At 67.4% G+C, this 22,610-nt stretch carries 25 protein-coding genes and 1 pseudogene; 17 read left to right on the forward strand and 9 right to left on the reverse strand.

Annotated elements, in window-relative coordinates; all coding sequences use genetic code 11:
- The 3 genes and pseudogenes from ACFTWF_RS43480 to ACFTWF_RS43490 all read right to left on the reverse strand — a co-directional run.
- Positions 1–104, reverse strand: a pseudogene (locus tag ACFTWF_RS43480) (ketol-acid reductoisomerase); the annotation flags it as partial.
- Positions 105–246: 142 nt separating this feature from the next.
- The gene (locus tag ACFTWF_RS43485; protein ID WP_378467246.1) at positions 247–1,002 is read right to left on the reverse strand and encodes an SDR family NAD(P)-dependent oxidoreductase; all 756 of its coding nucleotides are present in this window, start codon (positions 1,000–1,002) and stop codon (positions 247–249) included.
- A gap of 76 nt (positions 1,003–1,078) precedes the next feature.
- The gene (locus ACFTWF_RS43490; RefSeq protein WP_378467247.1) at positions 1,079–2,410 is read right to left on the reverse strand and encodes an MFS transporter; all 1,332 of its coding nucleotides are present in this window, start codon (positions 2,408–2,410) and stop codon (positions 1,079–1,081) included.
- 277 nt (positions 2,411–2,687) lie between these two features.
- Here ACFTWF_RS43490 and ACFTWF_RS43495 point away from each other — a divergent pair, with 277 nt between their 5' ends.
- The 11 genes from ACFTWF_RS43495 (at position 2,688) to ACFTWF_RS43545 (ending at position 12,621) form a co-directional block, all read left to right on the forward strand.
- A complete protein-coding gene (locus tag ACFTWF_RS43495; RefSeq protein ID WP_378467248.1) occupies positions 2,688–3,515 on the forward strand; it encodes an IclR family transcriptional regulator in 828 nt (275 codons plus the stop codon).
- Between the two features lie 10 nt (positions 3,516–3,525).
- On the forward strand, positions 3,526–4,740 hold the full coding sequence (locus ACFTWF_RS43500; protein ID WP_378467271.1) for an acetyl-CoA acetyltransferase: 1,215 nt from the start codon (positions 3,526–3,528) through the stop codon (positions 4,738–4,740).
- 5 nt (positions 4,741–4,745) lie between these two features.
- Entirely contained in the window at positions 4,746–6,359 is a 1,614-nt protein-coding gene (locus ACFTWF_RS43505) for an AMP-binding protein (RefSeq protein WP_378467249.1), read from the forward strand.
- Positions 6,356–7,276 carry a PCC domain-containing protein gene (locus ACFTWF_RS43510; RefSeq protein ID WP_378467250.1) on the forward strand — a complete coding sequence of 307 codons (921 nt, stop codon included), beginning with the start codon at positions 6,356–6,358 and terminating at the stop codon, positions 7,274–7,276. The genes ACFTWF_RS43505 and ACFTWF_RS43510 overlap by 4 nt, the downstream gene beginning before the upstream one ends.
- Positions 7,273–8,112: an SDR family NAD(P)-dependent oxidoreductase gene (locus ACFTWF_RS43515; protein ID WP_378467251.1), complete on the forward strand. Its 840-nt coding sequence runs from the start codon at positions 7,273–7,275 to the stop codon at positions 8,110–8,112. The genes ACFTWF_RS43510 and ACFTWF_RS43515 overlap by 4 nt, the downstream gene beginning before the upstream one ends.
- On the forward strand, positions 8,109–9,500 hold the full coding sequence (locus tag ACFTWF_RS43520) for an FAD-binding oxidoreductase (RefSeq protein ID WP_378467252.1): 1,392 nt from the start codon (positions 8,109–8,111) through the stop codon (positions 9,498–9,500). Before ACFTWF_RS43515 ends, ACFTWF_RS43520 begins: the two co-directional genes overlap by 4 nt.
- Positions 9,497–10,012, forward strand: coding sequence for a gamma carbonic anhydrase family protein (locus ACFTWF_RS43525; RefSeq protein WP_378467253.1), 516 nt, complete (start codon positions 9,497–9,499; stop codon positions 10,010–10,012). The genes ACFTWF_RS43520 and ACFTWF_RS43525 overlap by 4 nt, the downstream gene beginning before the upstream one ends.
- Positions 10,013–10,294: 282 nt before the next feature.
- Positions 10,295–10,666, forward strand: a complete 372-nt coding sequence (locus ACFTWF_RS43530) for an ATP-binding protein (protein ID WP_378467254.1) — start codon at positions 10,295–10,297, stop codon at positions 10,664–10,666.
- A gap of 79 nt (positions 10,667–10,745) precedes the next feature.
- The gene (locus ACFTWF_RS43535; protein ID WP_378467255.1) at positions 10,746–11,135 is read left to right on the forward strand and encodes an ArsR/SmtB family transcription factor; all 390 of its coding nucleotides are present in this window, start codon (positions 10,746–10,748) and stop codon (positions 11,133–11,135) included.
- Positions 11,132–12,214 carry an ACR3 family arsenite efflux transporter gene (arsB, locus tag ACFTWF_RS43540; protein WP_378467256.1) on the forward strand — a complete coding sequence of 361 codons (1,083 nt, stop codon included), beginning with the start codon at positions 11,132–11,134 and terminating at the stop codon, positions 12,212–12,214. Before ACFTWF_RS43535 ends, arsB begins: the two co-directional genes overlap by 4 nt.
- Entirely contained in the window at positions 12,211–12,621 is a 411-nt protein-coding gene (locus ACFTWF_RS43545) for an arsenate reductase ArsC (RefSeq protein ID WP_378467257.1), read from the forward strand. The genes arsB and ACFTWF_RS43545 overlap by 4 nt, the downstream gene beginning before the upstream one ends.
- Here the strand turns inward: ACFTWF_RS43545 and ACFTWF_RS43550 are convergent.
- On the reverse strand, positions 12,602–13,066 hold the full coding sequence (locus ACFTWF_RS43550; RefSeq protein ID WP_378467258.1) for an ArsI/CadI family heavy metal resistance metalloenzyme: 465 nt from the start codon (positions 13,064–13,066) through the stop codon (positions 12,602–12,604). The two genes, ACFTWF_RS43545 and ACFTWF_RS43550, sit on opposite strands and share 20 nt — an antisense overlap.
- Before the next feature lie 98 nt (positions 13,067–13,164).
- Here ACFTWF_RS43550 and ACFTWF_RS43555 point away from each other — a divergent pair, with 98 nt between their 5' ends.
- From ACFTWF_RS43555 to ACFTWF_RS43575, 5 genes are all read left to right on the forward strand, one after another.
- Positions 13,165–13,524, forward strand: coding sequence for an Rv2640c family ArsR-like transcriptional regulator (locus ACFTWF_RS43555; RefSeq protein WP_378467259.1), 360 nt, complete (start codon positions 13,165–13,167; stop codon positions 13,522–13,524).
- Between the two features lie 202 nt (positions 13,525–13,726).
- On the forward strand, positions 13,727–15,178 hold the full coding sequence (locus ACFTWF_RS43560; RefSeq protein WP_378467260.1) for an APC family permease: 1,452 nt from the start codon (positions 13,727–13,729) through the stop codon (positions 15,176–15,178).
- Positions 15,162–16,526 (forward strand): FAD-binding oxidoreductase, encoded by a 1,365-nt coding sequence (locus ACFTWF_RS43565; protein ID WP_378467261.1) that lies wholly within the window; start codon positions 15,162–15,164, stop codon positions 16,524–16,526. The genes ACFTWF_RS43560 and ACFTWF_RS43565 overlap by 17 nt, the downstream gene beginning before the upstream one ends.
- 149 nt (positions 16,527–16,675) lie before the next feature.
- Positions 16,676–16,870, forward strand: a complete 195-nt coding sequence (locus ACFTWF_RS43570; RefSeq protein WP_378467262.1) for a CsbD family protein — start codon at positions 16,676–16,678, stop codon at positions 16,868–16,870.
- 154 nt (positions 16,871–17,024) lie between these two features.
- The gene (locus ACFTWF_RS43575) at positions 17,025–17,273 is read left to right on the forward strand and encodes a hypothetical protein (protein ID WP_378467263.1); all 249 of its coding nucleotides are present in this window, start codon (positions 17,025–17,027) and stop codon (positions 17,271–17,273) included.
- A 5-nt stretch (positions 17,274–17,278) separates the two neighbouring features.
- On the opposite strand, the gene ACFTWF_RS43580 is transcribed toward ACFTWF_RS43575, so the two are convergent.
- A complete protein-coding gene (locus ACFTWF_RS43580) occupies positions 17,279–17,905 on the reverse strand; it encodes a DUF2867 domain-containing protein (protein WP_378467264.1) in 627 nt (208 codons plus the stop codon).
- Between the two features lie 34 nt (positions 17,906–17,939).
- The gene (locus ACFTWF_RS43585; RefSeq protein WP_378467265.1) at positions 17,940–18,239 is read right to left on the reverse strand and encodes a WhiB family transcriptional regulator; all 300 of its coding nucleotides are present in this window, start codon (positions 18,237–18,239) and stop codon (positions 17,940–17,942) included.
- 261 nt (positions 18,240–18,500) lie between these two features.
- On the opposite strand from ACFTWF_RS43585, the gene ACFTWF_RS43590 reads away from it, so the two are divergent.
- Complete coding sequence (locus ACFTWF_RS43590; RefSeq protein WP_378467272.1) at positions 18,501–19,949, forward strand: CHAD domain-containing protein; 1,449 nt, start codon at positions 18,501–18,503, stop codon at positions 19,947–19,949.
- Here ACFTWF_RS43590 and ACFTWF_RS43595 read toward each other — a convergent pair.
- The 3 genes from ACFTWF_RS43595 to ACFTWF_RS43605 all read right to left on the reverse strand — a co-directional run bounded on the left by ACFTWF_RS43595 (position 19,946) and on the right by ACFTWF_RS43605 (position 22,493).
- Positions 19,946–20,413 (reverse strand): SixA phosphatase family protein, encoded by a 468-nt coding sequence (locus ACFTWF_RS43595; protein WP_378467273.1) that lies wholly within the window; start codon positions 20,411–20,413, stop codon positions 19,946–19,948. The two genes, ACFTWF_RS43590 and ACFTWF_RS43595, sit on opposite strands and share 4 nt — an antisense overlap.
- Before the next feature lie 102 nt (positions 20,414–20,515).
- Entirely contained in the window at positions 20,516–21,811 is a 1,296-nt protein-coding gene (locus tag ACFTWF_RS43600) for an APC family permease (protein ID WP_378467266.1), read from the reverse strand.
- Positions 21,812–21,875: 64 nt separating this feature from the next.
- A complete protein-coding gene (locus tag ACFTWF_RS43605) occupies positions 21,876–22,493 on the reverse strand; it encodes a hypothetical protein (RefSeq protein WP_378467267.1) in 618 nt (205 codons plus the stop codon).
- Positions 22,494–22,610 lie beyond the last annotated feature (117 nt).

The following is a 22,610-nucleotide window of genomic DNA, read 5'->3' on the forward strand; positions in this document are numbered from 1 at the left end:
AGCGAGTGCGCGTGGCCCTGGCTTCCGTACCCGATCACAGCGACCTTACGGCCCTGGATGATCGACAGATCGGCATCGTCGTCGTAGAACATCTCCACTGTCATGTCGCTGGTGTCTGCGGTGAGCACGTGTGCTGCCTTCTCTTCGTGTGAATGGACCGGCCGACTAATGGGCCGAGCCTTGTTGGGGTAATGGTGTTGCTCGGCAATAGTTTTGCGTCGAGTCGAGCTCGTCGCGTGGGAACTGTCAGTCAGTGAGCACGCCGGCGGCGATGAATCCGCCGTCGACAGGGATGACGTGGCCGTTGATGTAGGCCGCATCGTCGGAGGCGAGGAAGTCCACGGCGCCGGCGACTTCGCCGGGGGTGCCGTAACGCTGCGCCGGGACCAGGCGGTTGTAGGCGGCGCGGGTGGCGGCAGTGTGCACGGCCTGTGAGAGTGGGGTTTCGATGGGGCCGGGTGCGACGGCGTTCGCGGTGATGCCGTGTGGGGCGAGTTCGACCGCTATCTGCCGAGTCAGCCCGATCAGACCCGCCTTCGAGGTGCCGTAGGCGGTGCGGCCGGCACCGGCACGCATCCCGCTGGTGGAGGCGATGTTGATGATGCGGCCCCACCGCTGTTCGAGCATCAGGCGGGCGGCCTGCTGGGCGCAGCGGAATGCGCCGGTGAGATTGACGTTCAGGGTCGCTTCCCAGTGATCGTCGGGGTAGTCGAGGAAGGGGAGCGTCTTGGCGATCCCGGCATTGTTGACCAGGATGTCGCAGCGTCCGTAGGTTTCGGTGACCCACTTGAAGCCCGCTTCGATCGAGGCCCGGTCACCGATGTCCATCGTCAGTGCGTCCGCGCTCATGCCGCGGCTGGTCATGTCGGCCGCGAGGGCGTGGGCGGCATCGTGATTCAGGTCGGCCAGCACGACGTGCCGACCGTGCTCACCCAGACGTTCGGCGATGGCGGCCCCGATCCCTGCCCCGGATCCGGTGACAAGGGCAATGCGTTCATTCATCGTGGTTCCTGGCTTCTTCGTTGTGGTTAGGGGTGTGGTGCCGGCCGGCGCGGTGACGCCACCGCTTGCACGGTCTTCAATGGGGGTGGGGTGCGTGCTCCGGGTCGGTCGCCGTGCGCTGCTCCGAGTCCTCGGCTTCCCCGCCGGCCTTCGTGCGCCGGGCATCGAGGATCGCCACGATCACCGCGGCGAGGATAACCCCGACCCCGATGATCCAGAAGCCGGAGGCGGTATTTCCCGTGGTCGCGACCAGACCGATAAGAAGGGGACCGACCAGGCCGCCGAAGTTTCCGCACAGGTTGACGAAACCGACCGAGGCCCCCGCCTGGTTGCGCGGGACGATCTGCATCACCCAGGTCCACCAGAGCGCGAGGGCCGCGAAGATGGAGCCGGCGGCGACGACGAGCATCGCGAAACTGAAGACGGCCCCCAAGTGCATGAAATGCTGGACGATCATCGCGGTGCCACAGAGGACGAGGGGCAGCGCGATGAACGAGCCGAGGGAGCGGCCACTGGCGACAGCTCGTTTGGTGACCACATACAGGGCGAGGGTGCCGACGAGGAACGGGATGGCGGTCAGCAGGCCGACGAGGAACGAGCCCTGACCGGTGAGGTCGCCGATAACTGTCGGAAGCCAGAGCGTGAGCGCGTAGATGCCCATCACCCAGAAGAAGTAGATCAGAGCCAGCAACCACACCACGGGCCGCATAAAGACCTGCAACAGCGTCGACTCATCGGTGGTCTCCACGGTGCGGGTGGCGAGGATGTAGTCCCGTTCCTCGACGCTGATCCGCGGGTGGTCCTCGGGCTTCTCGGTGGCCGAGAAGTGCAACCAGATCGCGACGAGGATGGCGGGAACGGCCTGGATGATGAACATGGCGCGCCAGTTGGTGACCTCGATCAGCCACCCGGAGAGTGGTGCCATCACCGCCGAGGACAGCGGCACGGTGTACATCGTCAAGGCGACGGCGATACCGCGTTCCCGGGAGGGGAACCAGCTGATGAACATCACGGCGAAGGCGGGGAAGATGGCGCCTTCGGCGAGTCCGAGGACGATCCGCGCCGCCAGCAGGATTGGCAGGTTGTGGACGACACCGGTCACGGCCGCGGACAGTCCGATGACGACCATGCACGCCACGATGATGGTCTTGGCGTGGCCCTTGCCGGCCCAGGCGCCGGCGGGCAATCCGCTGACAACGTAGCCCCAGAAGAACGCCGAGAACACCAGGCCCATCGTGGCCGCGCTCAACTGCAGTTCATCGGCGAGGTGGGGGGAAGCGACACTGATGTTGGTGCGGTCCATGAAACAGATGAAGTAGGTCACGAACAGCGGGATACCGATACGCGCCCATCGAACCTGACGGATGTCGATTCGTGGTGGGCGTTCGGCCGCGGACTTCGAAGTCATTGCGGGTCCTGTCTTTCCTGAGCAAGGGCGGAAGTGTGGGCGGGTTCTGCACCGCCCTCCTTCCGGGAGACCGAGGGCGTGACCTGAGTCACGCTGCGATCTGACTGTGTTCCCTTCCGGCATGTGGCGTCAAGCAAGGACGCAAAGCCCCAGGAAATCGATCCACATTATGAAATTGTTGACCGAGATCCAGATCACCTCCTACTCTCGATTGCAAGGCCAGCAGGCCGATCATCCATTCCACTCTTGCGAAGCGCGAGTTCAGGGAGATTTCACAATGCGGAACGATTCCAGTGATTCGGTGTCGGCCCGGGCCGGCCGGGACGCACTTCCGGGTTCGCAGAGTGTGCGCCGCGCCCTCGACCTGCTGTCGATGGTGGCAGGCTTCGACCGCGTGGGCGGACTGTCCCTCGCCGAGCTGGCATCCGAGAGTGGACTCAGCAAACCGACGGTGCACCGGTTGCTGTCGGAGCTGGTCAGCACCGGCTACCTCGAGCAGTCCGAGGACCGGCGGTACCTGCTCGGCCCGGAGTCGTATACCGTCGGCAGCGCCGCCGAACGACGGCACGGATTGCAGCAGCAGGCGCTGGCCTCGGTGGTGCGACTCGCGCAGGTCTCCGAGGACGCAGCGTTCATCTCGGTGCGCCGCGGCACCCACTCGGTGTGCGTGCACCGGGAGGAGGGAACGTGGCCGATCCGCAGTCACGTACTCCAGGCCGGTGACCGGTACCCGCTCGGCGTCGGAGCGCACGGCTCGGCCCTGCTGGCGGCCCTGCCGCCGCAGGTCGCCGCGAGTGTGATGGCGGCCAATGCACCCGAACTCGCCCAGCGCTATCCCGAACTGACCCCGGACCGGTTGCTCGAACAAGCCGAGCGAACCCGGCGCCGCGGCGGCATCGCGGTCAATGAGGGCATGGTCGTCCCCGAATCGTGGGCGATCGGAATCGCCGTCCTCGACGCCCACGGCGAACCCGCACTCGCGCTGAGCATCGCGGCCATCAGCTCCCGGATGGGACCCGAACGGCAAGCGCGGCTGGCGATCCTCCTCAAGGAGGAGGCCGCCCGCCTCGCCCCCACCCTGCGCACCGAATCCTCAGCCATCTAACGACCACCACCTGCGGCCGTCCGCCCATCGCCGCACCACTGACAACGGAGAGAACATGACATCTCGCACCTCCATCATCGGATGGGAACACTCGAAATTCGGCAGACTCGACCAGCCCGACGTGACCGCTCTGATCGGGTCCGTCGTTCCGGGAGCCCTCACCCACGCCCAGGTGGCGCCCGACGAGGTCGACGGCATCTTCGTCGGCGTCTACAACAACGGCTTCTCCGACCAGGACTTCCAGGCGTCCCTGGTGTCCCTGCCGATGCCCGAATTCCAGCACACCCCCGCGATGCGCGTCGAAAATGCCTGCGGCACAGGAAGTGCCGCAATCTATGCGGCGTGCGACTTCATCGACTCCGGGCGCGGCGACGTCGCGCTGGTCATCGGCGCCGAGAAGATGACCGCGGTCGACACCCCCCGCGCCGGGGAGATCCTGCTCTCGGGTTGCTACCGTCCCGAAGAATCGCACGTCACCGGAGGATTCGCCGGCGTCTTCGCCGGCATCGCCCGCGCCTACGCCGAACGCCACGGAGATCCGAGCGCGGCAATGGCCGCCATCGCCGCCAAGAACCACCACAACGGCATGAGCAACCCGTACGCCCAACTGCACAAGGACCTCGGCTTCGAGTTCTGCAACACCGTCTCCGACAAGAACCCATACGTCGCGCAGCCGCTGCGGCGCACGGACTGCTCCCTGATCTCCGACGGGGCGGTGGCTCTGGTGATCACGAGCGCCGACCGCGCGCAGGCCGCACCGCGCCGGGTCGCGTTCCGCGCCCGCGCCCACGCCAACGACTTCCTCCCGCTCTCGCGGCGCGACCCGATCGAGTTCGCCGGCGCCCGCCTGGCCTGGAACCGGGCACTCGAGCAGGCGGCGACCTCGACCGTCGACCTCGATTTCATCGAGACCCACGACTGCTTCACCATCGCCGAGCTGATCCAGTACGAGGTGTTCGGACTGGCCGAGCGCGGCCGAGGACACGAGGTGGTCGACGAGGGGCTGGCCCTGCCCGACGGCAAACTTCCCATCAACCGCTCCGGCGGCCTGAAGGCTAAGGGACATCCGATCGGCGCCACCGGTGTGTCCATGCACGCGATCGCCGCCATGCAGCTCACCGCCGAGGCCGGCACCTTCCAACTCCCCACCGCAGATCTCGGAGGCGTCTTCAACATGGGTGGTACCGCCGTCACCAACTACGCCTCCGTGCTGGAGAGGTGGTGACCAGCATGAATGCCACCACACTCACCCACACCCCCGGTCGGCAGCGCACCACCAACCTGGCGACCCTGCTCACCCAGACCGCGGCCCGGCTGCCGGACCGGCCCGCCATCATCCGCGGCGACGAGACCTGGACATGGGCGCAGCTCGACGACCGCGTCAACGCGCTCACGGCCGCGATGCGCGGCCACGGCCTCACCGCCGGATCGGTGGTGCTGCTGCACAGCCCCAACTGCATGGACACCCTCACCGTCTTCTTCGCCACCTGGCGCCTCGGCGCGATCATCGTCCCTACCAACTGCAAGCTGGTGCCCGACGACGTCGTCCCCCTCGCCGAGACCGTGGCACCCGACCTGGTCATCTGCCACGACACCTGCCAGCCCCACGCGCGGGCCCTGAGCAGGTACGAGACCTGGGCCATCGGCGACGACCGCGACGCCGCGCAGTTCGGCAGCGCCCACGTCGCCGAGCTGATCGACAAGCATCAGGCCGACCCCGCCAGCGTCGATGCACCGGTCTACGTCGGAACACCGGCCTGGTACTTTTTCACGTCCGGGACCAGCGGGCGGCCGAAGGCCGCGATGCTCAACCACGACCAGATGGCGTTCGTGGTCACCAACCACCTGTGCGATCTGATGCCGCACCTGACCGACCGCGACGCCACTCTCGCGCTGGCGCCGCTCTCCCACGGGGCCGGGGTCCACGTCCTGACGCACATCGCCCGCGGCGCCGCGGTCGTGCTGACCACCGGTGACACCCTCGACGCCGAGGAGGCGTGGGCGTTGATCGACCAGCACTCCGTGTCGACGATGTTCACCGTCCCGACCATCCTCAACAAGCTCGTCCAGGCCGCCGGCAACCACGATCCGGCCACCAGCAGCCTGCGCTACGTCGTCTACGCGGGCGCCCCGATGACCTCGCGTGACCAGCGGATCGCCATCGACGTCCTCGGTGAGGTCCTGGTCCAGTACTACGGCCTGTGCGAGGTGACCGGAAACATCACCGTCCTGCCCCCCGAGCTGCACGGGAAGACACCCGAACCCGACGGCATCGGCACCGCCGGCTACGCCCGCACCGGGATGACCATCAGCATCCAGGACGACGCCGGGCGCGAGCTGCCCGCCGGGGAACGCGGCGAGATCTGCGCCGCCGGGCCGGCGGTGTTCGCCGGATACCTCGACAACCCCGAGGCCAACCGGAAAGCGTTCCGCAATGGCTGGTTCCGCACCGGCGACCTCGGCTACCTCGATGCGTCCGGCCTGCTGTACATCACCGGGCGCGCCTCGGACATGTTCATCTCCGGTGGCTCCAACATCGACCCCCGCGAAGTGGAAGAAAAGCTGCTCAAACACCCGGACGTCGTCGCCGCCGGTGTCGTCGGCGCCCCCGACCCGACCTGGGGTGAAGTCGGATACGCCCTCTGCGTCGTCCGCCCGGGTTCGGACCTGACCACCGACGAGCTGGCGACCTGGTGCCGATCCAACATGGCCCGCTACAAGGTGCCCAAGCGGATCGAATTCACCGCGGCATTGCCCACCTCCGGATACGGAAAGGTCACCACCATCCTGCTCAAAGCCGAGTTCACCCGGTTGGGGCTGTGGCCGAGCGAGGCCGCCTCATGAGCGCCCCCGACACCGCGCTGCTGACGGGTGTGCCGCAACTCGAGCACCCGGGACCGCCCGCCGCGCGGCGGGCGGACGCGTATCCCGCCACCCTCCACCACCTCGACACCGAACTCCCCGCGGGCCGGTCGCTGCTCCCCGCCCTGCACGACGCCGTCTTCGAACGCGGCTTCACCAGCGCCTTCGGAGAACTGCGCGGGGGAACGTTCACCGAATTCGACTACTACATCCCCTCGATCTGCCACGCCGGCACGAGTGTGGCCACCTTCAGCGACCCCCGGCGCGGACACGGCCCCGCGGCCTTCGTCCGGGGCGGGGTGACCATCGGCAAGCGCGACGGGAAGGTCTTCGCCCACTGCCACGCCATGTTCGTCGGCGCCGACGGCATCATGCGCGCCGGACACCTCATTCCGGACTCCGTGCTGCTCGGCGCCGGTGTCCGGGCCGACCTCTACGCCACCGCCGACGTCGCCATGACCGTGACCCCGGACCCGGAGATCAACTTCCCGGTGTTCCAACCACAACCGGTCCGCGAAACCACCACCACCCACGAGGGTGGGCTGCGCTCGGTGGTGGCCCGCATCCACCCCAACGTCGACATCGTCGCCGCCGTCGAGCACCTCGCCAAAACCCACCGGTTCGAAACCGCGATCGTCCGCGGCAAGGTCGGCTCCTTCGTCGGCGCGACCCTCACCCAGGGCGATCACGTCATCACCGCACCCGGACCCGCCACCGAAGTGATGTACCTCGACGGGGCGGTCACCACCGACGCCGACGGCCGGCCACGTGCCGAGTTATCCTGCGCTGCAGTGGGAATCGACGGAAACGTCTACACGGGGTCAGTGGTGCGCGGCCACAACCCGGTCGCCATGACCTTCGAACTCGCCCTGTCCGAACCAGATAGGACCATCCAGTGATCGACATCCTCCGACAGACCACCCCGCCACGGGAGAACGGTGGCGCATCCCTCGACGGGAAGGTCGCCCTGCTGTTCGGTGCGGGTACCGCACCCGACGGGTGGAGCAACGGCGGCGCCGCCGCGCTGACCTACGCCCGCGCCGGTGCCACCGTCATCTGCGGCGACATCGACGCCGCGGCCGCGACCCGCGTTGCGGACGCCATCACCGCTGACGGCGGCACGGCCACCGCACTGCAGGTCGACGTCACCACCGAAGATTCCGTGGCCGCCGCCGTCGCCACGGTGATCGACCGGCATCACCGTGTCGACATCGTCCACAACAACGTCGGCGTGACCAAGATGGGAGATCCCGTCAGCCTTTCTACCGAGGACTGGCGGCGCGCGCTCGACATCAACCTCACCAGCGTCTTCCACTCCTGCAAATACGTGCTACCGCACATGCGCGAGGCCAAAGCGGGTTCCATCATCAACATCTCGTCACTGGCCGCGGTCCGCCACACAGGGCTGCCCTACAGCGCGTACTACGCGACGAAGGCGGCGGTCAACCATCTGACCAGCACACTCGCCGTCGACGAAGCCGCCCACGGTATCCGCGTCAACGCCATCATGCCGGGACTGATCGACAGCCCCCTGATCTACCGCCAGATCGCCGGCCAGTACGCCAACGCGGACGAGATGGTCGCCGCCCGCAACGCGATCGCCCCCATCGGCCGCATGGGCACCGTGTGGGAGCTCGCGGCCGCCGCCCGCTTCCTGGCCGGCGACGCCGCCAGCTACATCACCGGCGTCTGCCTTGCCGTCGACGGCGGACTCGGAACGCGGTGCATCGCATGACCGACACCCTGACCGCCGGCGCACTGCCGGCCGCACTTCTCGACGCCCTCCCCACGAGTTGCACCACGACCGACCCCGCCATCCTCGAAACGTACTCACGGGATCAGGCCAGCTGGGCGACCCACGGCACCCCGATCGCACTCGTCCGCCCCACCACCAAAGACGAAGTGCAACAAACGGTACGCGCCTGCTACCAGCACCACGTGCCCGTCGTCGCCCGCGGCGCCGGCACCGGTCTCGCGGGAGCGGCGAACGCCGTCGACGGCGCCGTGGTGATCTCGTTCGAGAAGATGAACCGCATCAAGACGATCGACACCCTCGAACGCTTCGCCGTCGTCGAACCCGGTGTCGTCAACGACGACCTCCGCGCCGCCTGCGCCACCGAAGGGCTCTGGTACCCACCCGACCCCGCCAGCTCCCCCTGGTCCACCCTCGGCGGGAACGTCGCCACCAACGCCGGCGGCCTGTGCTGCGTCAAGTACGGCGTCACCCGCGACTACGTGCTCGCCCTCGAAATCGTCACCGGAACCGGAGAACTCACCACAGTCGGCCGCCGCACCGCCAAGGGTGTCGCCGGATACGACCTGGTCGGACTCCTCACCGGATCCGAGGGCACCCTCGCCATCGTCACCGAGATCACCGTCCGCCTGCGCCCCCTGCAAGCACCACCCACCACGATCGTCGGTTCCTTCGACTCCACAGTCGACGCCGGAAACGCCGTCCGCGCCGTCGCCCACGCCGGACTCACCCCTGCAACACTCGAACTCATGGACCGCCACTGCCTCGAAGCGATCGACCAGTGGAAGAAAATGGACCTCTCCACCGACGCCAACGTCCTGCTCCTCGCCCGCACCGACACCCCCGGCGACACCGGTGCCGAGGAAGCCGACGCCATCGTGCAGTGCTTCACCAACGCCGGCGCCACCTGGGCGATGCGCTCGAGCGACCCTGACGAGGCCGAAGCCCTGTTCGCCGCCCGCAAACTCGCCTACCCCGCCGTCGAACGACTCGGCAACGTCCTCACCGAAGACGTCTGCGTGCCGAAAGACCAGCTGCCCGCCATGCTCGCCGCGGTCGAGGAAATCGCCCACCGCAACGACACCCTCGTCGCGACCATCGCCCACGCCGGCGACGGCAACCTGCACCCGCTCATCGTCACCGCCCCCGGCGACAGCGACCAGGAAGCCCGCGCCCACCGGGCATTCGATGAGATCATGGACGTCGCGCTCGACCTCGGCGGCACCATCACCGGCGAGCACGGCATCGGCACGCTCAAAATGCGTGGCCTCACCCGGGAACTGCCCCAGCCGGTGCAGGCCATGCAGACCGCCATCAAGAACGCCCTCGACCCACGCGGCATCCTCAACCCCGGAAAGGTCCTCGAATGACGACCTCGATCACCATCAACGAGCACACACCCACCGTCGCCGCCACCGCATGGGTGGCACCGAACGCCACCCTCATCGGTGACGCACACCTCGGCGACGAAGCCAGCCTCTGGTACAACGCCGTCGTCCGCGCCGACGCCGACCGCATCACCATCGGAGCCCGTACCAACATCCAAGACGGATGCGTACTCCACGCAGACCCGGGAGCCCCTCTGACCATCGGGTCCGGAGTCTCCGTCGGACACAACGCCGTACTGCACGGCTGCACCATCGACGACGACGTCCTGATCGGCATGGGCGCGATCGTGATGAACCACGCCAGAATCGGACGCGGAACCATCATCGCGGCCGGTGCCCTTGTGTCTGAAGGCGTCGTCATCGAACCGAACTCACTCGTCGCGGGCATACCGGGCAAAGTTCGGCGCACCTGCACCCCGGACGAGCTCGACCAGATACGACGCAACGCCGACAACTACGTCAATCGAGTGGCTCACTACACCCCGAAATCCTGAGAATCCTATAGCGGAGGGAGAGACAGTCCCACCAAACCGAGACACGGAGTCTGCTGACGTAGCGAGAGGGCGCCGACGGCTCGACGGCGGCTTGATGTGTTTCGTCAGGATCGGCGAGTTTTCGGGCGCCTGCAGCGATCTCACGCATATGAGGGATCGCAGCTCAGCGGTCCTCAGTGCGCTGATCATGCCTCATATTCATGGAGACAGGACACGGCAGAACAGGTCGGGTCGGTTAGTTGGGTGACTGACCGGTGGAGTCGCGATGCTGGCGTAATCGGGATGCTTGGTAGCTGCATCGACAAACGCTTCAGCCACTACCCCCAGCTATACAGCCGGCTCGGATTCGCCCACGAACACCGGCCGCACGGCCACGACGAACTCCTCTTCGTTCTCCACCGCCACTGGAAACATCTCGGACAACACCTCGACCCCGACGACTACACCGATACCCAAGCCATCGCCGCGATCCAACGCATCACCCGCGGCAACTTCCGGCTCCTCGAACGACTCTTCCCCAAGAAACAACGAGTCCTGAAGATCAACGACCTGACCACCATCACCAACGACGTCGCCGAGGCCACGGCCAGCACCCTCGTCATCGGAAACATGACCGCCATCAAGCAACGCCAGATGACCGCCACGAAGCGCTGACATTCACAGCAGAGGGCAGCCGTCGGGGACGTCATCCCCGCGCGTTGCGGCCTGATTCGACATCTGCCAATATCGACGCATGTCGAATCAGAACCCGGCGGCGGCCGCCGAACCGTGCTGCTCGCCCCTGGCGCGCGAACCGCTGACCGAGGACTGGGCCGGCGATCTGGCCCGGATGTTCAAGGCCCTCGGTGACCCGATCCGGTTGCGACTGCTGTCGCTCATCGCCTCGCACGCCGGCGGCGAAGCCTGCGTGTGCGACATCTCGCCGTCCTTCGACCTGTCGCAGCCGACGATCTCGCACCACCTGAAGGTGCTGCGGCAGGCCGGGCTGCTCGACTGCGAACGGCGCGGCACCTGGGTGTACTACTGGGTGATCCCGTCTGCGTTGCAGCAGCTCTCGTCGGTATTGCTGACCGAGTCCGGCCCGGCGGTTCCCTCCGAGTCCTGCGCGGAGGTGCCGGCATGAGTGAGACCGCCACCGGACACCACCCGGCCGTCGTCGGGAAGCTCTCCACCCTGGACCGGTTCCTGCCGGTCTGGATCGGCGTCGCCATGGTCGCCGGTCTGCTGCTGGGCCGGACGATCCCCGGACTCGGCGGCGCCCTGTCCGCGGTGGAGATCGACGGGATCTCCCTGCCGATCGCCCTCGGCCTGCTGATCATGATGTACCCGGTGCTGGCGAAGGTCCGCTACGACCGCCTCGACACCGTCACCGGTGACCGCAAACTGCTCATCGGATCGCTGCTGCTGAACTGGGTGCTGGGACCGGCACTGATGTTCACGCTGGCCTGGTTGCTGCTGCCGGATCTGCCGGAGTACCGCACCGGCCTGATCATCGTCGGCCTGGCCCGCTGCATCGCCATGGTGATCATCTGGAACGACCTCGCCTGCGGTGACCGGGAGGCCGCCGCCGTGCTGGTCGCGATCAACTCGGTGTTCCAGGTGCTCATGTTCGCCGTCCTCGGCTGGTTCTACCTCGATGTGCTGCCCGGCTGGCTGGGGCTCGAGCAGACCACCATCGACACCTCACCGTGGCAGATCGCGAAATCGGTGCTGATCTTCCTGGGCATCCCGCTGCTCGCCGGCTACCTGACCCGCCGAATCGGTGAAAAAGCCAAGGGCCGAACCTGGTACGAGTCGAAGTTCATCCCGAAGATCGGGCCGTGGGCGCTGTACGGGTTGCTGTTCACGATCGTGATCCTCTTCGCCCTGCAGGGCGAGCAGATCACCTCTCGGCCGCTCGACGTGGTGCGGATCGCGATCCCGTTGCTGGCGTACTTCGCAATCATGTGGGGCGGCGGCTACCTGCTCGGCGCCGCCGTGGGCCTCGGATACGAGCGCACCACCACCCTGGCGTTCACCGCGGCGGGCAACAACTTCGAACTGGCCATCGCCGTCGCGATCGCCACCTACGGCGTCACCTCCGGCCAGGCCCTCGCCGGGGTGGTGGGCCCGCTGATCGAGGTTCCCGTCCTCGTCGGCCTGGTCTACGTGTCCCTCGCCCTGCGAGGCCGCTTCACCTCGGGAAAGGTGCCCACCCCGTGACCGGCAAGCCCAGCGTGTTGTTCCTCTGCGTCCACAACGCCGGTCGGTCCCAGATGGCCGCCGGGTTCCTCCTGCACCTCGCCGGCGATCGGATCGAGGTCCGCTCCGCCGGATCCGCTCCGGCCGACCGGATCAATCCGGCCGCCGTGGCGGCGATGGCCGAGGTCGGGATCGACATCGCGCAGCAGTCTCCGAAGATCCTCACTTCCGACGCCGTCGAGACCTCCACCGTGGTGATCACCATGGGCTGCGGGGACGCCTGCCCGTATTTTCCCGGTGTCAGTTACCGGGACTGGGCCCTCGACGACCCGGCCGGCCAGGGCCTCGACGCGGTCCGCCCGATCCGCGACCGGATTCGCGCCGAGGTCGAAGCCTTGATCGCCGAACTCACCCCCGCCCACTCCTGACCTCGGGCGCGGCGGACGTACCGCAGCACGTGGCACCCTCGGGCTTCGCGTCGAGATGGCCTGGGCTGCGGCCGAAGGTGTCAGAGTCGGCCAGGACGGTGTAGACCTCCCACTTCTCCCCGGCCGGGCCGGTCACCCACACCTTGTCCTGGGTGGCGAAACAACAGGTCGTGCCGATCTCCTCCTCGGTGATCAGCCCCTCACCGGACAGGCGGGCGATCTCCGCGTGCACCTTCTCCGAGGATTCGACCTCCACCCCCAGATGGTTGAGGGTGCCGCCGGAACCGGGGTTCTCGATCAGCACCAACTTCAGCGGCGGTTCGGCGATCGCGAAATTCGCGTAGCCCGGCTTCAGCTTGGCCGGTGCGGTATTGAAAAACTTCGAGTAGAACGCGACCGCCTCCTCCACGTTGTCGACGTTGAGGGCGAGTTGGGTGCGGGACATGACAACCTCCAAGAGATGTGACATATGTCGAATTATCGGGTGTCTTCAGAATCCCACCTTTTCGACATAAGTCAAGAAGGTTGGGTAGACTTGCCCTCATGCCGAAGACGCTGCCCGTGGTCGATGTCAGTGCCCCGATCTGCTGCGCCCCGGTGTCCGCCGCACCGATGGACGACGACGCCGCCCTGCAGGTCGCGTTGCGGCTCAAGGCACTCGCGGACCCGGTGCGGATCAAGCTGATGTCGATCCTGCTCACCACCGACGGCGGCGAGGTGTGCACGTGCGATCTCGCCACCGGTGTCGGCCTGTCCGAATCCACCGTCAGCCATCACCTCGGCCAGCTGAAGAAGGCAGGCATGGTCGAACCGAACCGCCGCGGCATGAACGTCTACTACAGCGCCCGCAGCGACGCCCTCGACGCTCTGCGACTCGTCCTCGACCCGAATTGCTGCACATAACTCCGTGGCCACGCCGAACTGGGAGTAGTTAGGCGGCCGAATCATTGCTGACATCCGTAGCCGCGGCGAGTAACAATGAAACCGACCACTCGCTCTGATCGCGGAACGGATCTGCTTTCGGTGGTTGCCATTCCCCGCGATGCACCAACTCCCGCAGTTCCCGATTGAACGTGAGGCGGCCGAGATGACAGCGGAAAAACCGATGCCCACGCAGACCGCCGATCAGGAGTGTCGCGACTGCGGTTACGCGCCGGAGCTGAAACGCACTCTCGGCTCCTTTCAGGTGTTCGCGATCTCGTTCGCGTTCATCTCCGTCGCGGTCGGGATCTTCGGAACCTACGACGACGTCCTGCGAGACGCCGGGCCGGTGGGGATCTGGCTCTGGGTGGTCGTGGCGGTGGGCCAGACCCTGGTGGCGCTGGTGATCGCCCAATTCGCGGCCCGCATCCCCCTGAGCGGCTCGTCCTACCAATGGGCCTCACGCCTGGCCAACCCGAAGATCGGCTGGGTGTTCGGGTGGCTGACCTTCTGCTACCTGGCGCTCGGGGTGGTCACGGTCGACAACGCGATGGCAAGCTCCGCGCTCATGCCACTGTTCGGCATGCAGCCGGACGAGGACACCGCCCGCATGATCACGCTCGTCGTCGTGCTCGTCCAGGCGGTCCTCGTCGTCTTCTCCACCCGCCTCGTCGGTTTGATCACGTCGGGAGCGGTGGGGCTCGAACTGTTGATCGTGGTGGTGCTGGCGATCGGACTGTTCGTCGCGGTGGCAGTTACCGGCAACGGCTCGATCGGCAACCTCACCTCGCGCGGAATCACCGAGGGCGCGCCCAACTACTTCGCCATCGGCGGCGGATTGATGGCCGCGATGATCATGGGCCTCGCGACACTCGTCGGTTTCGACTCCGCGGCGAACATGGCCGAGGAAGCCAAAGATCCCTTCCGCAGCGTCCCGCGCGCGATCGTGGGATCTGTCGTGGCGGCGGCGGTGCTGGGAATGGTGTTCCTGATCGCGCTCACCATCGCGATCAAGGACATTCCGCGGATCAGCGCCAGCGACACCCCGGTCGCGGCGATCCTGCGCGACCAACTGGGGCCGGTGATGGAGCACCTGCTGCTGGTCGCGATCGCGTTCGCCTTCTTCGGCGCCGGCATGGTCACCCTGGCCACCTGCTCACGCATGGTGTTCGCGATGTCGCGCGACGCACGGTTCCCGGCCTACCGACTGATGCGCCGGGTCAACCCGCGCACCCAGACACCGATTCCGGCGACCATCATGATCGTCGCCGTCGGGGTCGTCCTGATGGCGACACTTCCCGGTGGTGCACTCCTGGAGTTGCTCACCGTGGGAACGGTCATCTCGGCGGTTCTCTACGGCGGGATCATCGTCCTCTATCTCGCGGTCCGCAAACACCTCGGTCACCAGGAGGACGCGTTCGATCTCGGACGGTTCGAGGTGCCGGTCGCGATCGGCGCGCTGGTGTGGTCGGCGGTCGTCCTGTTCGTCATCGTGTCACCACCGGAGGCCGTGACCTCGATCCTGCTCGCGATCGGTCTGCTCCTACTGGGCGGGCTCTACTTCGGCTACCTGTGGTTCTTCCACCGCGAGGTCCTGGACACCGAACCTGGAGAAGCCGATGTCTTCTCACACTGAACCCGAGGTGGAACCGGTCTCCGCCACACTGACCGGCGACGTGGTGCGGGTGGGCGATCCCCGCTACGAATCGGCGCGGATCGGCTGGAACCGCTTGTACTCCCGCTATCCCGACGCGATCGTCTTCTGCTGCGACGCCCAGGACGTGGTCAACGCGGTCGCCTGGGCGCGACGGGAGGGCATCGCCCTGCGGGCCCGCAGCGGGCGCCACAGCCTCGAGGGCTGGTCGTCGATCGACGGCGGCCTGGTCATCGACGTCAGCCGGATGAAGAGCCTCACCATCGACCCGGACGCGCGCACGGCGACGGTCGGGACGGGACTCACCCAGGCGGAGACGGTCGCGGCACTCGGGCGGCGCGGCTTCGTCATTCCGACCGGCTCGGAAGGCGGCGTCGGTCTCGGCGGTGTGGTGCTCGGCGGCGGCTTCGGGTTACTCACCCGCAGTTTCGGTTTGGCGAGCGACAACCTGCTCGCCGCCGAAGTCGTGGTTGCCGACGGCGAGCACTCGGCAAAAATAGTGGACGCCACCGAGCACACCGACCCCGACCTGCTGTGGGCGTGCCGCGGGGGTGGCGGCGGCAACTTCGGGATCGCGACGTCGTACACGCTGAAGTTGCACGAGCTGTCCGACGTCACGTTCCTGGTCGCCCGCTGGACCGGGCACGACGACCTCGGCCCGCTGCTGCGCACGTGGCAGCGTGACGCCCCGATCGCCGACGAGCGCCTGACCAGTGCGCTCGAGGCGGATTCCACCGCGGTCGAACTCTCCGCCGTGCTGTACGGCGGCACCCGCGGCGAGCTGGAAGACCAACTGCGTGCGCTGCTCGCGATCGGCCACCCCGAGGTGAGCGTCGTCGAGGACGCGTGGCCGACCGTCTACGGGCAGGTCGACCGGGGCCCGAACGACGTCCCCTTCTGGAAGTTCTACTCCCAGTTCGTCACCCGGCCGTTCCCCGACGAGGCGATCGATCTGGTCGTGCGCTTCATGGACAACACGCCCAGCGGCCCGAGCAACTTCTTCTGCTCGAGCTTCGGCGGAGCCGTGCGGGACGACCCACCCGGCGGGTCGGCGTTCCCGCACCGGAACGCCCTGTTCTACTGCGAACCGGGCGCCGCCTGGAGCGACCCCGCCCTGAATGCGACAGCTCTGGGCTGGGCGGCCGATTTCTGGCGGGCCCTGCGCCCCTACGGCGACGGCGCCTACGTCAACGTGCCCAACGCTGCCGCCGCGGACTGGGAGCGCGAGTACTACGGCCCGCACCGCGAGCGGCTGCGCCGGGTGAAGACCACTTACGACCCGGACAACGTGTTCAGCTTCGAGCAGAGCGTGCCACCATGCGCCGACTGATCCTGGCTGCCCTTACGAGTGTCGGTTGACACGTTCTGCGCGTTCGGCGTTCACTGATGAGTGCAACCTCGCGATCAGCACGGTTTCTGCCACGAGCCCGCCGTCCAGCCCGGACCCGGCCCGGCACTCGAGAGACGAGACGCATCGCCATGAGCATCGGGAAGAAGATCCGGCACAAGGCCGAGACCGCCGAGGGCACCGTCAAGAAGAACGTCGGCAAGGCACTCGGAAACGAACGCATGGAGTCCGAGGGTCGCGCGCAGGAGGCGAAGGGCAACGCCAAGCAGGTCGGCGACAAGATCAAACAGGCGGGACGGAAGATCAAGAACTCGTTCAAGCACTGATCGCGGACTCCCGATTCCGCGCTTCGCCGCCCACGTCTTCTCTCCCGCGCAGGGTGGGTTCTGAGCACCCTAGGGTGGCTGTCGACACCGCCCCCGGGACGGCAGTGTTGGTGTGACCAAGGAACACTCGATCACACACCAACGAGGACTCAGCATGTTTCGTCATACCGCCATCCGCGCCGGCCTGATGTTCGCCGCAGTCGCAATCTCCGTCACCGGCGCAGCCGGGGTCGCGACGGCCATGCCCACCACGTCAGGCTCCGGCATCGCACACGTCTCGCCGTCGGACCGCGACACCCGCGACCGCGACCGCGCCGAACGGTTCGACGACAACCCGAACCCGATGTTCTGTGAGGGCAAGGCCGTCATCGCGAACTCCCAGTGCTCCACGTTGCCGTACTGAGATCTTCACGTGTCCTCAGGTGCCGGCCGAACGGCGCCGCTCACACCCGCCTGCCATCTCCGCTCGATCTGCCGCATCATCGCCGGATAGACGATCACGCGTCGGAACGGCGCGATGGCGTGCATGTACCCGGTGCCGAGCAGCCCGTTCGGCTTGGCATAGACCGCCATCTCACCGCGGTAACCGCCGGCATCGTCGGGAACCCAGCCGATGTGCATGACCCCGTGGACGGTCCGATTGGCGAGTTCCACGGCCCATTCGTCGTCGAGCAGGTAGACGGAGGTGAAGGAGCCCAGATCCGGCCCGGTCGGGGCATCGCGCAGGTCGGCCGGTAGACGGTCACGGAGCGTCGGCACCCTCGAGCCGACACCGGAGCCCGATCCGTCCCATCGGAACACGCGCCCGAGCGCCCTCCGGACCGCGAACAGCAACCGGGTGGCGCGTGAGGTGACACTCGACGAGTCGCCGGACGCCAGCCCTTGCATCAGCCGAGGAAAGTCCTGCACCAGCCGGGTGAAGTCGTTCCGGCCGCCCGGAGTCGGCAGCGCCCACACATCCTCGAGCGTGAAGTCGCGGGTGAGTTCGTGGACGCGCCAGGACCGGGAGGTGTGCACCGCGTTCGGGAGCCTCATACCGCACCTCCATGCTGTGGCAGCGTGATTCACGCTAACACCGGCGCTGCGCCTCGAACAGCTCCGACCAGGAGACACCGGGGTGCTCCTTCAGCAGCGCACGACGCTGACGTTCCGTCATACCACCCCAGATGCCGAACTCGATTCGATTGTCGAGCGCATACGCGCCGCATTCCATCGATACGGGGCAATGCCGACACATGGCCGCCGCCTTGCGCTGCGCGGCGCCTCGCACGAAGAGCTGATCCGGGTCCCCTTCCCGGCAACGTGCCCGCGTTATCCAGTCGAGTTCCATGGGACGGTCGAGATCGAGGCGCCTGTTCGGAGTGCACATGTGGAGTCGTTCCCCTTTCGAAAACCGAACACGGTCGGGGCCCTCGGAGATCCGGCTCATCCGAGTGACCTGCCCGCGCTGGTGGCATTGCATGAAGCACGCATCACGCGATCGAAAGATCCATTTGCGAAACATTTTTCGCGGCGCACCGGCCTCGACGTCGAGGCGCGATCGACAACTACCGTGCAGACAGATTAACCGCACTCCGTGCCGATTGCGCGACGAGCAACGGCACGGCGGTGGGGGGTGCAGACTGAGTTCATGGTGTCGACGCAGCGGGAGCGGGACAGGTACGAGGTGGGGCTGGAATTCGTCCTGCCGAGCCTCGAAGACGTGACCCCAGACGGGGGCCGGATCGAGTCGGGCACCATGAACCTGACCAGCGTCTACTACGACACGGCCGACCACGACCTGCTGCGCCAGCAGCTCACGTTTCGCCGCCGGACGGGGAAGGCTGACGTCGGCTGGCAATTGAAGATCCCCGGGGGCAAGGCCCGTACCGAGATCAGGATGCCGCCGGGTGAGGGTGACGCAGTACCCGACGAGCTGACAGCTTTGATTTCGGGTGTCGCACTGGGCAAACCGGTGCATCCGGTGGCCACTCTGACGACGACGAGACGCACGCGACGCCTGTTCGACTCCGAAGACCGCCTCGTGGCAGAGGTAACCGACGATCGGGTGCGCGGCACCGTCGCGGGTGACCGTGCCGTCGTGAGCAAGTGGCGCGAGGTGGAGGTGGAACTCTGCGACGCCGGAGACGAGAAACTGCTCGGGAAGATCGGTAAGCGCCTCACCCTGCGCGGCGCGAAGCCGTCATGGCACCCGTCGAAACTCGGTCGCGTGCTGAACACCGCACATCTCGTGCCGGATCGCACGAATCCGACTCCGACACAAGCCCTGCTCGTCGGCTACCTGGACGCGCAGGCGCAGGCGATCGTGGCAGGTGACGTGCGGTTGCGCCGGGGACGGGACCCGGTGCGTTCCACCCGGGCAGGAATCCGGCGGTTCCGCAGCACCCTCCGGGTCTTCGAGCGCCTGTTCGACCCTACCGCCGCGGCAGAGTTCGATGCGGAGTTGTCCTGGTATGAAAATCTTCTCGACGACGTGCGAGACCGGCAGGTGCACCGGACCCACGTCGCGGACGCGCTCGCCGGCCTTCCACCCGAACTGGGTACGGTCGCGTCGCGCGTCGGCGATGATCTGCTCGCCGACGAGCGGCGCAGCCTGCAAGACCTGACAGCCGCCTTGGACGGTGACCGCTACCGCGCGTTGCTGGCCGCGGTGGCGCGGTGGCGAACGAACCCACCTCTGACAGCCGAGGCGGCGGACGGCCCCACGGTGCTCGAACGGGCCGTTCGGCGGGCCGAACGCAAAGCCCTCACCCGGGTCGCGACCGCGGCGGCAGGCACCGACGACGAGGCGCTGTACCGGGCGCGGACGGCCGCCGAACGTGCCCGCTACGCCGTCGAACTCGCCGCACCGCTGCTCGGGACGAAATCCGCGAAGAAGAAAGCCGCCAAGTGCAAGAAGATCCAGCAGGTGCTCGGCGAGCACCAGGACAGCGTCGCCGCCGCCACGACCCTCCGGGCGTTCGGGGCACGTGCCGGCGCGACGTCGGACGAGAGCGGGTTCATCTTCGGCCTGCTGTACGCCGAGGAATCGAAGCGGACACGGCAGGCCCGCAAGGACGCCGCGGCACTCGCAGGCTAGCGGGCGGGTGCCGGCGCGAGGTACCTCAGGGTCGGGGGCACGCCGGCCGCGCAGTCCACGAACCAGGCGCCGCCTTTCGCGGTCGCCCCCGACGGTGGAACACCGGGTGTTCCGCGGGTCCGCGCGAACTCCGCCAGGGCGTTGAGGACCTCCCCGTGGGTGCAGAAAACAGTTCTGTCGGCACCGGGCGCGTGCAGGACCGCGAAGAGTTCCTCGGGCGATGCGTCGGGGCCCAGCAGCGGGTGGTCCTCCACGCTGAGACCGCGCTCGTCGGCGAGCGGCAGGAGACTCTGCCGACAGCGAGTGGTGGGGCTCGAGAACAGCACCGCCACCTCGATGCCGGTCAGCGCTTCGACCAGACCCTGCGCCTGCTGATCCCCCAACATGCTGAGCGGGCGGTCGGCGTCGGGGCCGTCCCAGTTCTTCTTGTCGCCGGCGTGGGCGTGCCGGAGCAGGATGAACAATTCACCCACCTCCTCCCGGTCACATCACGCGTCGGGCGCAGTGGATCGTCGTTGAAGACTCCCACGTGAGACTGCGGTTGACCACCCCCTGACGGTGGCGCCTCAACCCGGCGGGCGCGAAACCCGGCCGTCGCCGGATGGCGATCGGATCGCGTAGATCAGTGCCCCGATACCGAGAACGATCACGCCCGAGACCACGGATACCAGGGGTAGGAACACGGCGAGGACGACACACCCCACGGCACCGACCACCGTCACCGCGCGTGGCCACCACCTCGGGGAGAGAGTCCAGGCGGACGCGTTGGCGATCAGGTAGTAGACGAGCACCGCGAACGAGGAGAACCCGATGACCCCACGCAGATCCGCTGTCGCGGCGAGGATCGCAACCACGACGCCGACCGCCAACTCGGCCCGATACGGCGCCGCGAACCGCGGATGCACGGCGTCGAGCCGGCGCGGCAGGTGACCGTCGCGGGCCATCGCGAAGGCGGTGCGCGAGACCCCCAGCGTCAGCGCGAGCAGCGAACCGAGAGCGGCCACCACCGCGGCCACCCGGACCACCGGTTCGAGCCCACCGAACCCGGCAGCGGCAACCGCCTGCGCGAGCGGATCTGTCGCGGCGGCGAGGGCGTCCGGACCGAGGGCTGTCAGCACCGCCACCGACACGAGCAGGTACACGACGAGGGTGATGGCCAGCGCGATCGGGATGGCCCGGGAAATGGTCCGGCGCGGATCCTTCACTTCCTCGCCGAGCGTCGCGATCCGGGCGTACCCGGCGAACGCGAAGAACAGCAGACCCGCGGCCTGCAGGATCCCGATCACGCCGTTGCCGGAGCCGATCCCGAGATCGCCGACGGTGGTGTCGGAACCGGTCAGGCAGGCGGCGACCACCAACGCGAGGACGGCGAGCACCGCGACCACGATGCCCCGGGTGACCAGGGCCGACTTCTGCACCCCCAGATAATTCACCGCGGTGACGGCGGCCACCGCGATCACCGCGACGACGTGCTCGCGGCCCGGCCACAGGTACGCACCCACCGTCAGGGCCATCGCGGCGCACGAGGCGGTCTTACCCACCACGAATCCCCAGCCGGCCAGATACCCGAAGAACGGTCCCAGGCGTTCACGGCCGTAGACGTAGGTACCGCCGGACTGCGGATACAGCGCGGCGAGCCGAGCCGACGAGTTGGCATTGCAGTACGCGATCACCGCGGCCAGCGCCAGCCCGACGAGCAACGCACCCCCGGCGGCGGCCGCGGCGGGCCCCAGCGCCGCGAAGATCCCCGCCCCGATCATCGAGCCGAGGCCGATCATCACCGAGTCGAACACTCCCAGCCGCCGGTGCAGGTGCGGTGTTGCCGTCGAATGCGCGTGGTTCGAATCCTCGTTGCCGGCCATGCGTGGCGGTTCCCCTTCTGGCGTGCGGAAGTCGACCACGTCAACGGTAGTGCCAACCGGCGACCTACGCCGTTGTTGCCTTCTCGACGGCCGCGCGCATCAGTTCGGTCAGCCGTCCGATATTTTGGGGTGCGGCCGGGTAGCCGGCCGCGGTCACGCCGACGACCTGGCCGCCCGCGAGCGAACCGAATCCGATGTGCGTGTCTTCTCCCTGAGTCACCACGCCGGCGAACGCCTTGTCGCCGACATCGGCGGGCGCCGGCAGCGGCGCAAAGCCCGGGACCACTTCGCTCGCGTCGATCGCTTGCTCGAATGCGGCCGAGGCCGAGTCGGGGCCGGGATACCGATCGACCGACACCGTGATCCGCTTGCCGTCTTCCCCCTCGTAGATCACCATTCTCGTCGCGTCCGGGTTGCCGGAAGCAGTCGGGTTCTCACTCGTCGTGGTCTGGTGATCGATCTCCGGAAAGTAGCTCTGCACGACGTCCAGCGCGACCAGAACATCCTCGGGCAGCAGGTTCGTCGCGGGAGTCGTGACGTCCTGCTGCGATTCCGGTTCGGACGGCGTGGACTCCGATCCACATCCGGCCGCCGGCAGGACCGCCACCGCCATGATCGAGAGCACGGCGAGAGCGGTTCGACCGCCGCGCGGTCGCCCGCGGTTTCGCTTCGATGGCTGCACGTGACACCCCTGTCGCTCGTCGCGGTAATGCCGAGGTCCCATTCTCCGCGCCCCGACGCCTCCGAAACAATGCCGAGCGGTCTCTTCGGCCCAGAAAATGCTGACGACCAGACACCG

Origin of the sequence: Rhodococcus sp. NPDC056960, from assembly GCF_042674125.1 — a bacterium.
Taxonomy (GTDB): Bacteria; Actinomycetota; Actinomycetes; order Mycobacteriales; family Mycobacteriaceae; genus Rhodococcus_F.

Bases quoted from the DNA above. Each gene is read 5' to 3' on its own strand.
- ACFTWF_RS43485 (WP_378467246.1), bottom strand. From the start codon at position 1,002: ATGAATGAACGCATTGCCCTTGTCACCGGATCCGGGGCAGGGATCGGG.
- ACFTWF_RS43490 (WP_378467247.1), bottom strand. From the start codon at position 2,410: ATGACTTCGAAGTCCGCGGCCGAACGCCCACCACGAATCGACATCCGT.
- ACFTWF_RS43495 (WP_378467248.1), top strand. From the start codon at position 2,688: ATGCGGAACGATTCCAGTGATTCGGTGTCGGCCCGGGCCGGCCGGGAC.
- ACFTWF_RS43505 (WP_378467249.1), top strand. From the start codon at position 4,746: ATGAATGCCACCACACTCACCCACACCCCCGGTCGGCAGCGCACCACC.
- ACFTWF_RS43510 (WP_378467250.1), top strand. From the start codon at position 6,356: ATGAGCGCCCCCGACACCGCGCTGCTGACGGGTGTGCCGCAACTCGAG.
- ACFTWF_RS43520 (WP_378467252.1), top strand. From the start codon at position 8,109: ATGACCGACACCCTGACCGCCGGCGCACTGCCGGCCGCACTTCTCGAC.
- ACFTWF_RS43525 (WP_378467253.1), top strand. From the start codon at position 9,497: ATGACGACCTCGATCACCATCAACGAGCACACACCCACCGTCGCCGCC.
- ACFTWF_RS43530 (WP_378467254.1), top strand. From the start codon at position 10,295: ATGCTTGGTAGCTGCATCGACAAACGCTTCAGCCACTACCCCCAGCTA.
- ACFTWF_RS43535 (WP_378467255.1), top strand. From the start codon at position 10,746: ATGTCGAATCAGAACCCGGCGGCGGCCGCCGAACCGTGCTGCTCGCCC.
- arsB (WP_378467256.1), top strand. From the start codon at position 11,132: ATGAGTGAGACCGCCACCGGACACCACCCGGCCGTCGTCGGGAAGCTC.
- ACFTWF_RS43550 (WP_378467258.1), bottom strand. From the start codon at position 13,066: ATGTCCCGCACCCAACTCGCCCTCAACGTCGACAACGTGGAGGAGGCG.
- ACFTWF_RS43555 (WP_378467259.1), top strand. From the start codon at position 13,165: ATGCCGAAGACGCTGCCCGTGGTCGATGTCAGTGCCCCGATCTGCTGC.
- ACFTWF_RS43560 (WP_378467260.1), top strand. From the start codon at position 13,727: ATGCCCACGCAGACCGCCGATCAGGAGTGTCGCGACTGCGGTTACGCG.
- ACFTWF_RS43565 (WP_378467261.1), top strand. From the start codon at position 15,162: ATGTCTTCTCACACTGAACCCGAGGTGGAACCGGTCTCCGCCACACTG.
- ACFTWF_RS43570 (WP_378467262.1), top strand. From the start codon at position 16,676: ATGAGCATCGGGAAGAAGATCCGGCACAAGGCCGAGACCGCCGAGGGC.
- ACFTWF_RS43575 (WP_378467263.1), top strand. From the start codon at position 17,025: ATGTTTCGTCATACCGCCATCCGCGCCGGCCTGATGTTCGCCGCAGTC.
- ACFTWF_RS43580 (WP_378467264.1), bottom strand. From the start codon at position 17,905: ATGAGGCTCCCGAACGCGGTGCACACCTCCCGGTCCTGGCGCGTCCAC.
- ACFTWF_RS43585 (WP_378467265.1), bottom strand. From the start codon at position 18,239: ATGTGCACTCCGAACAGGCGCCTCGATCTCGACCGTCCCATGGAACTC.
- ACFTWF_RS43590 (WP_378467272.1), top strand. From the start codon at position 18,501: ATGGTGTCGACGCAGCGGGAGCGGGACAGGTACGAGGTGGGGCTGGAA.
- ACFTWF_RS43600 (WP_378467266.1), bottom strand. From the start codon at position 21,811: ATGGCCGGCAACGAGGATTCGAACCACGCGCATTCGACGGCAACACCG.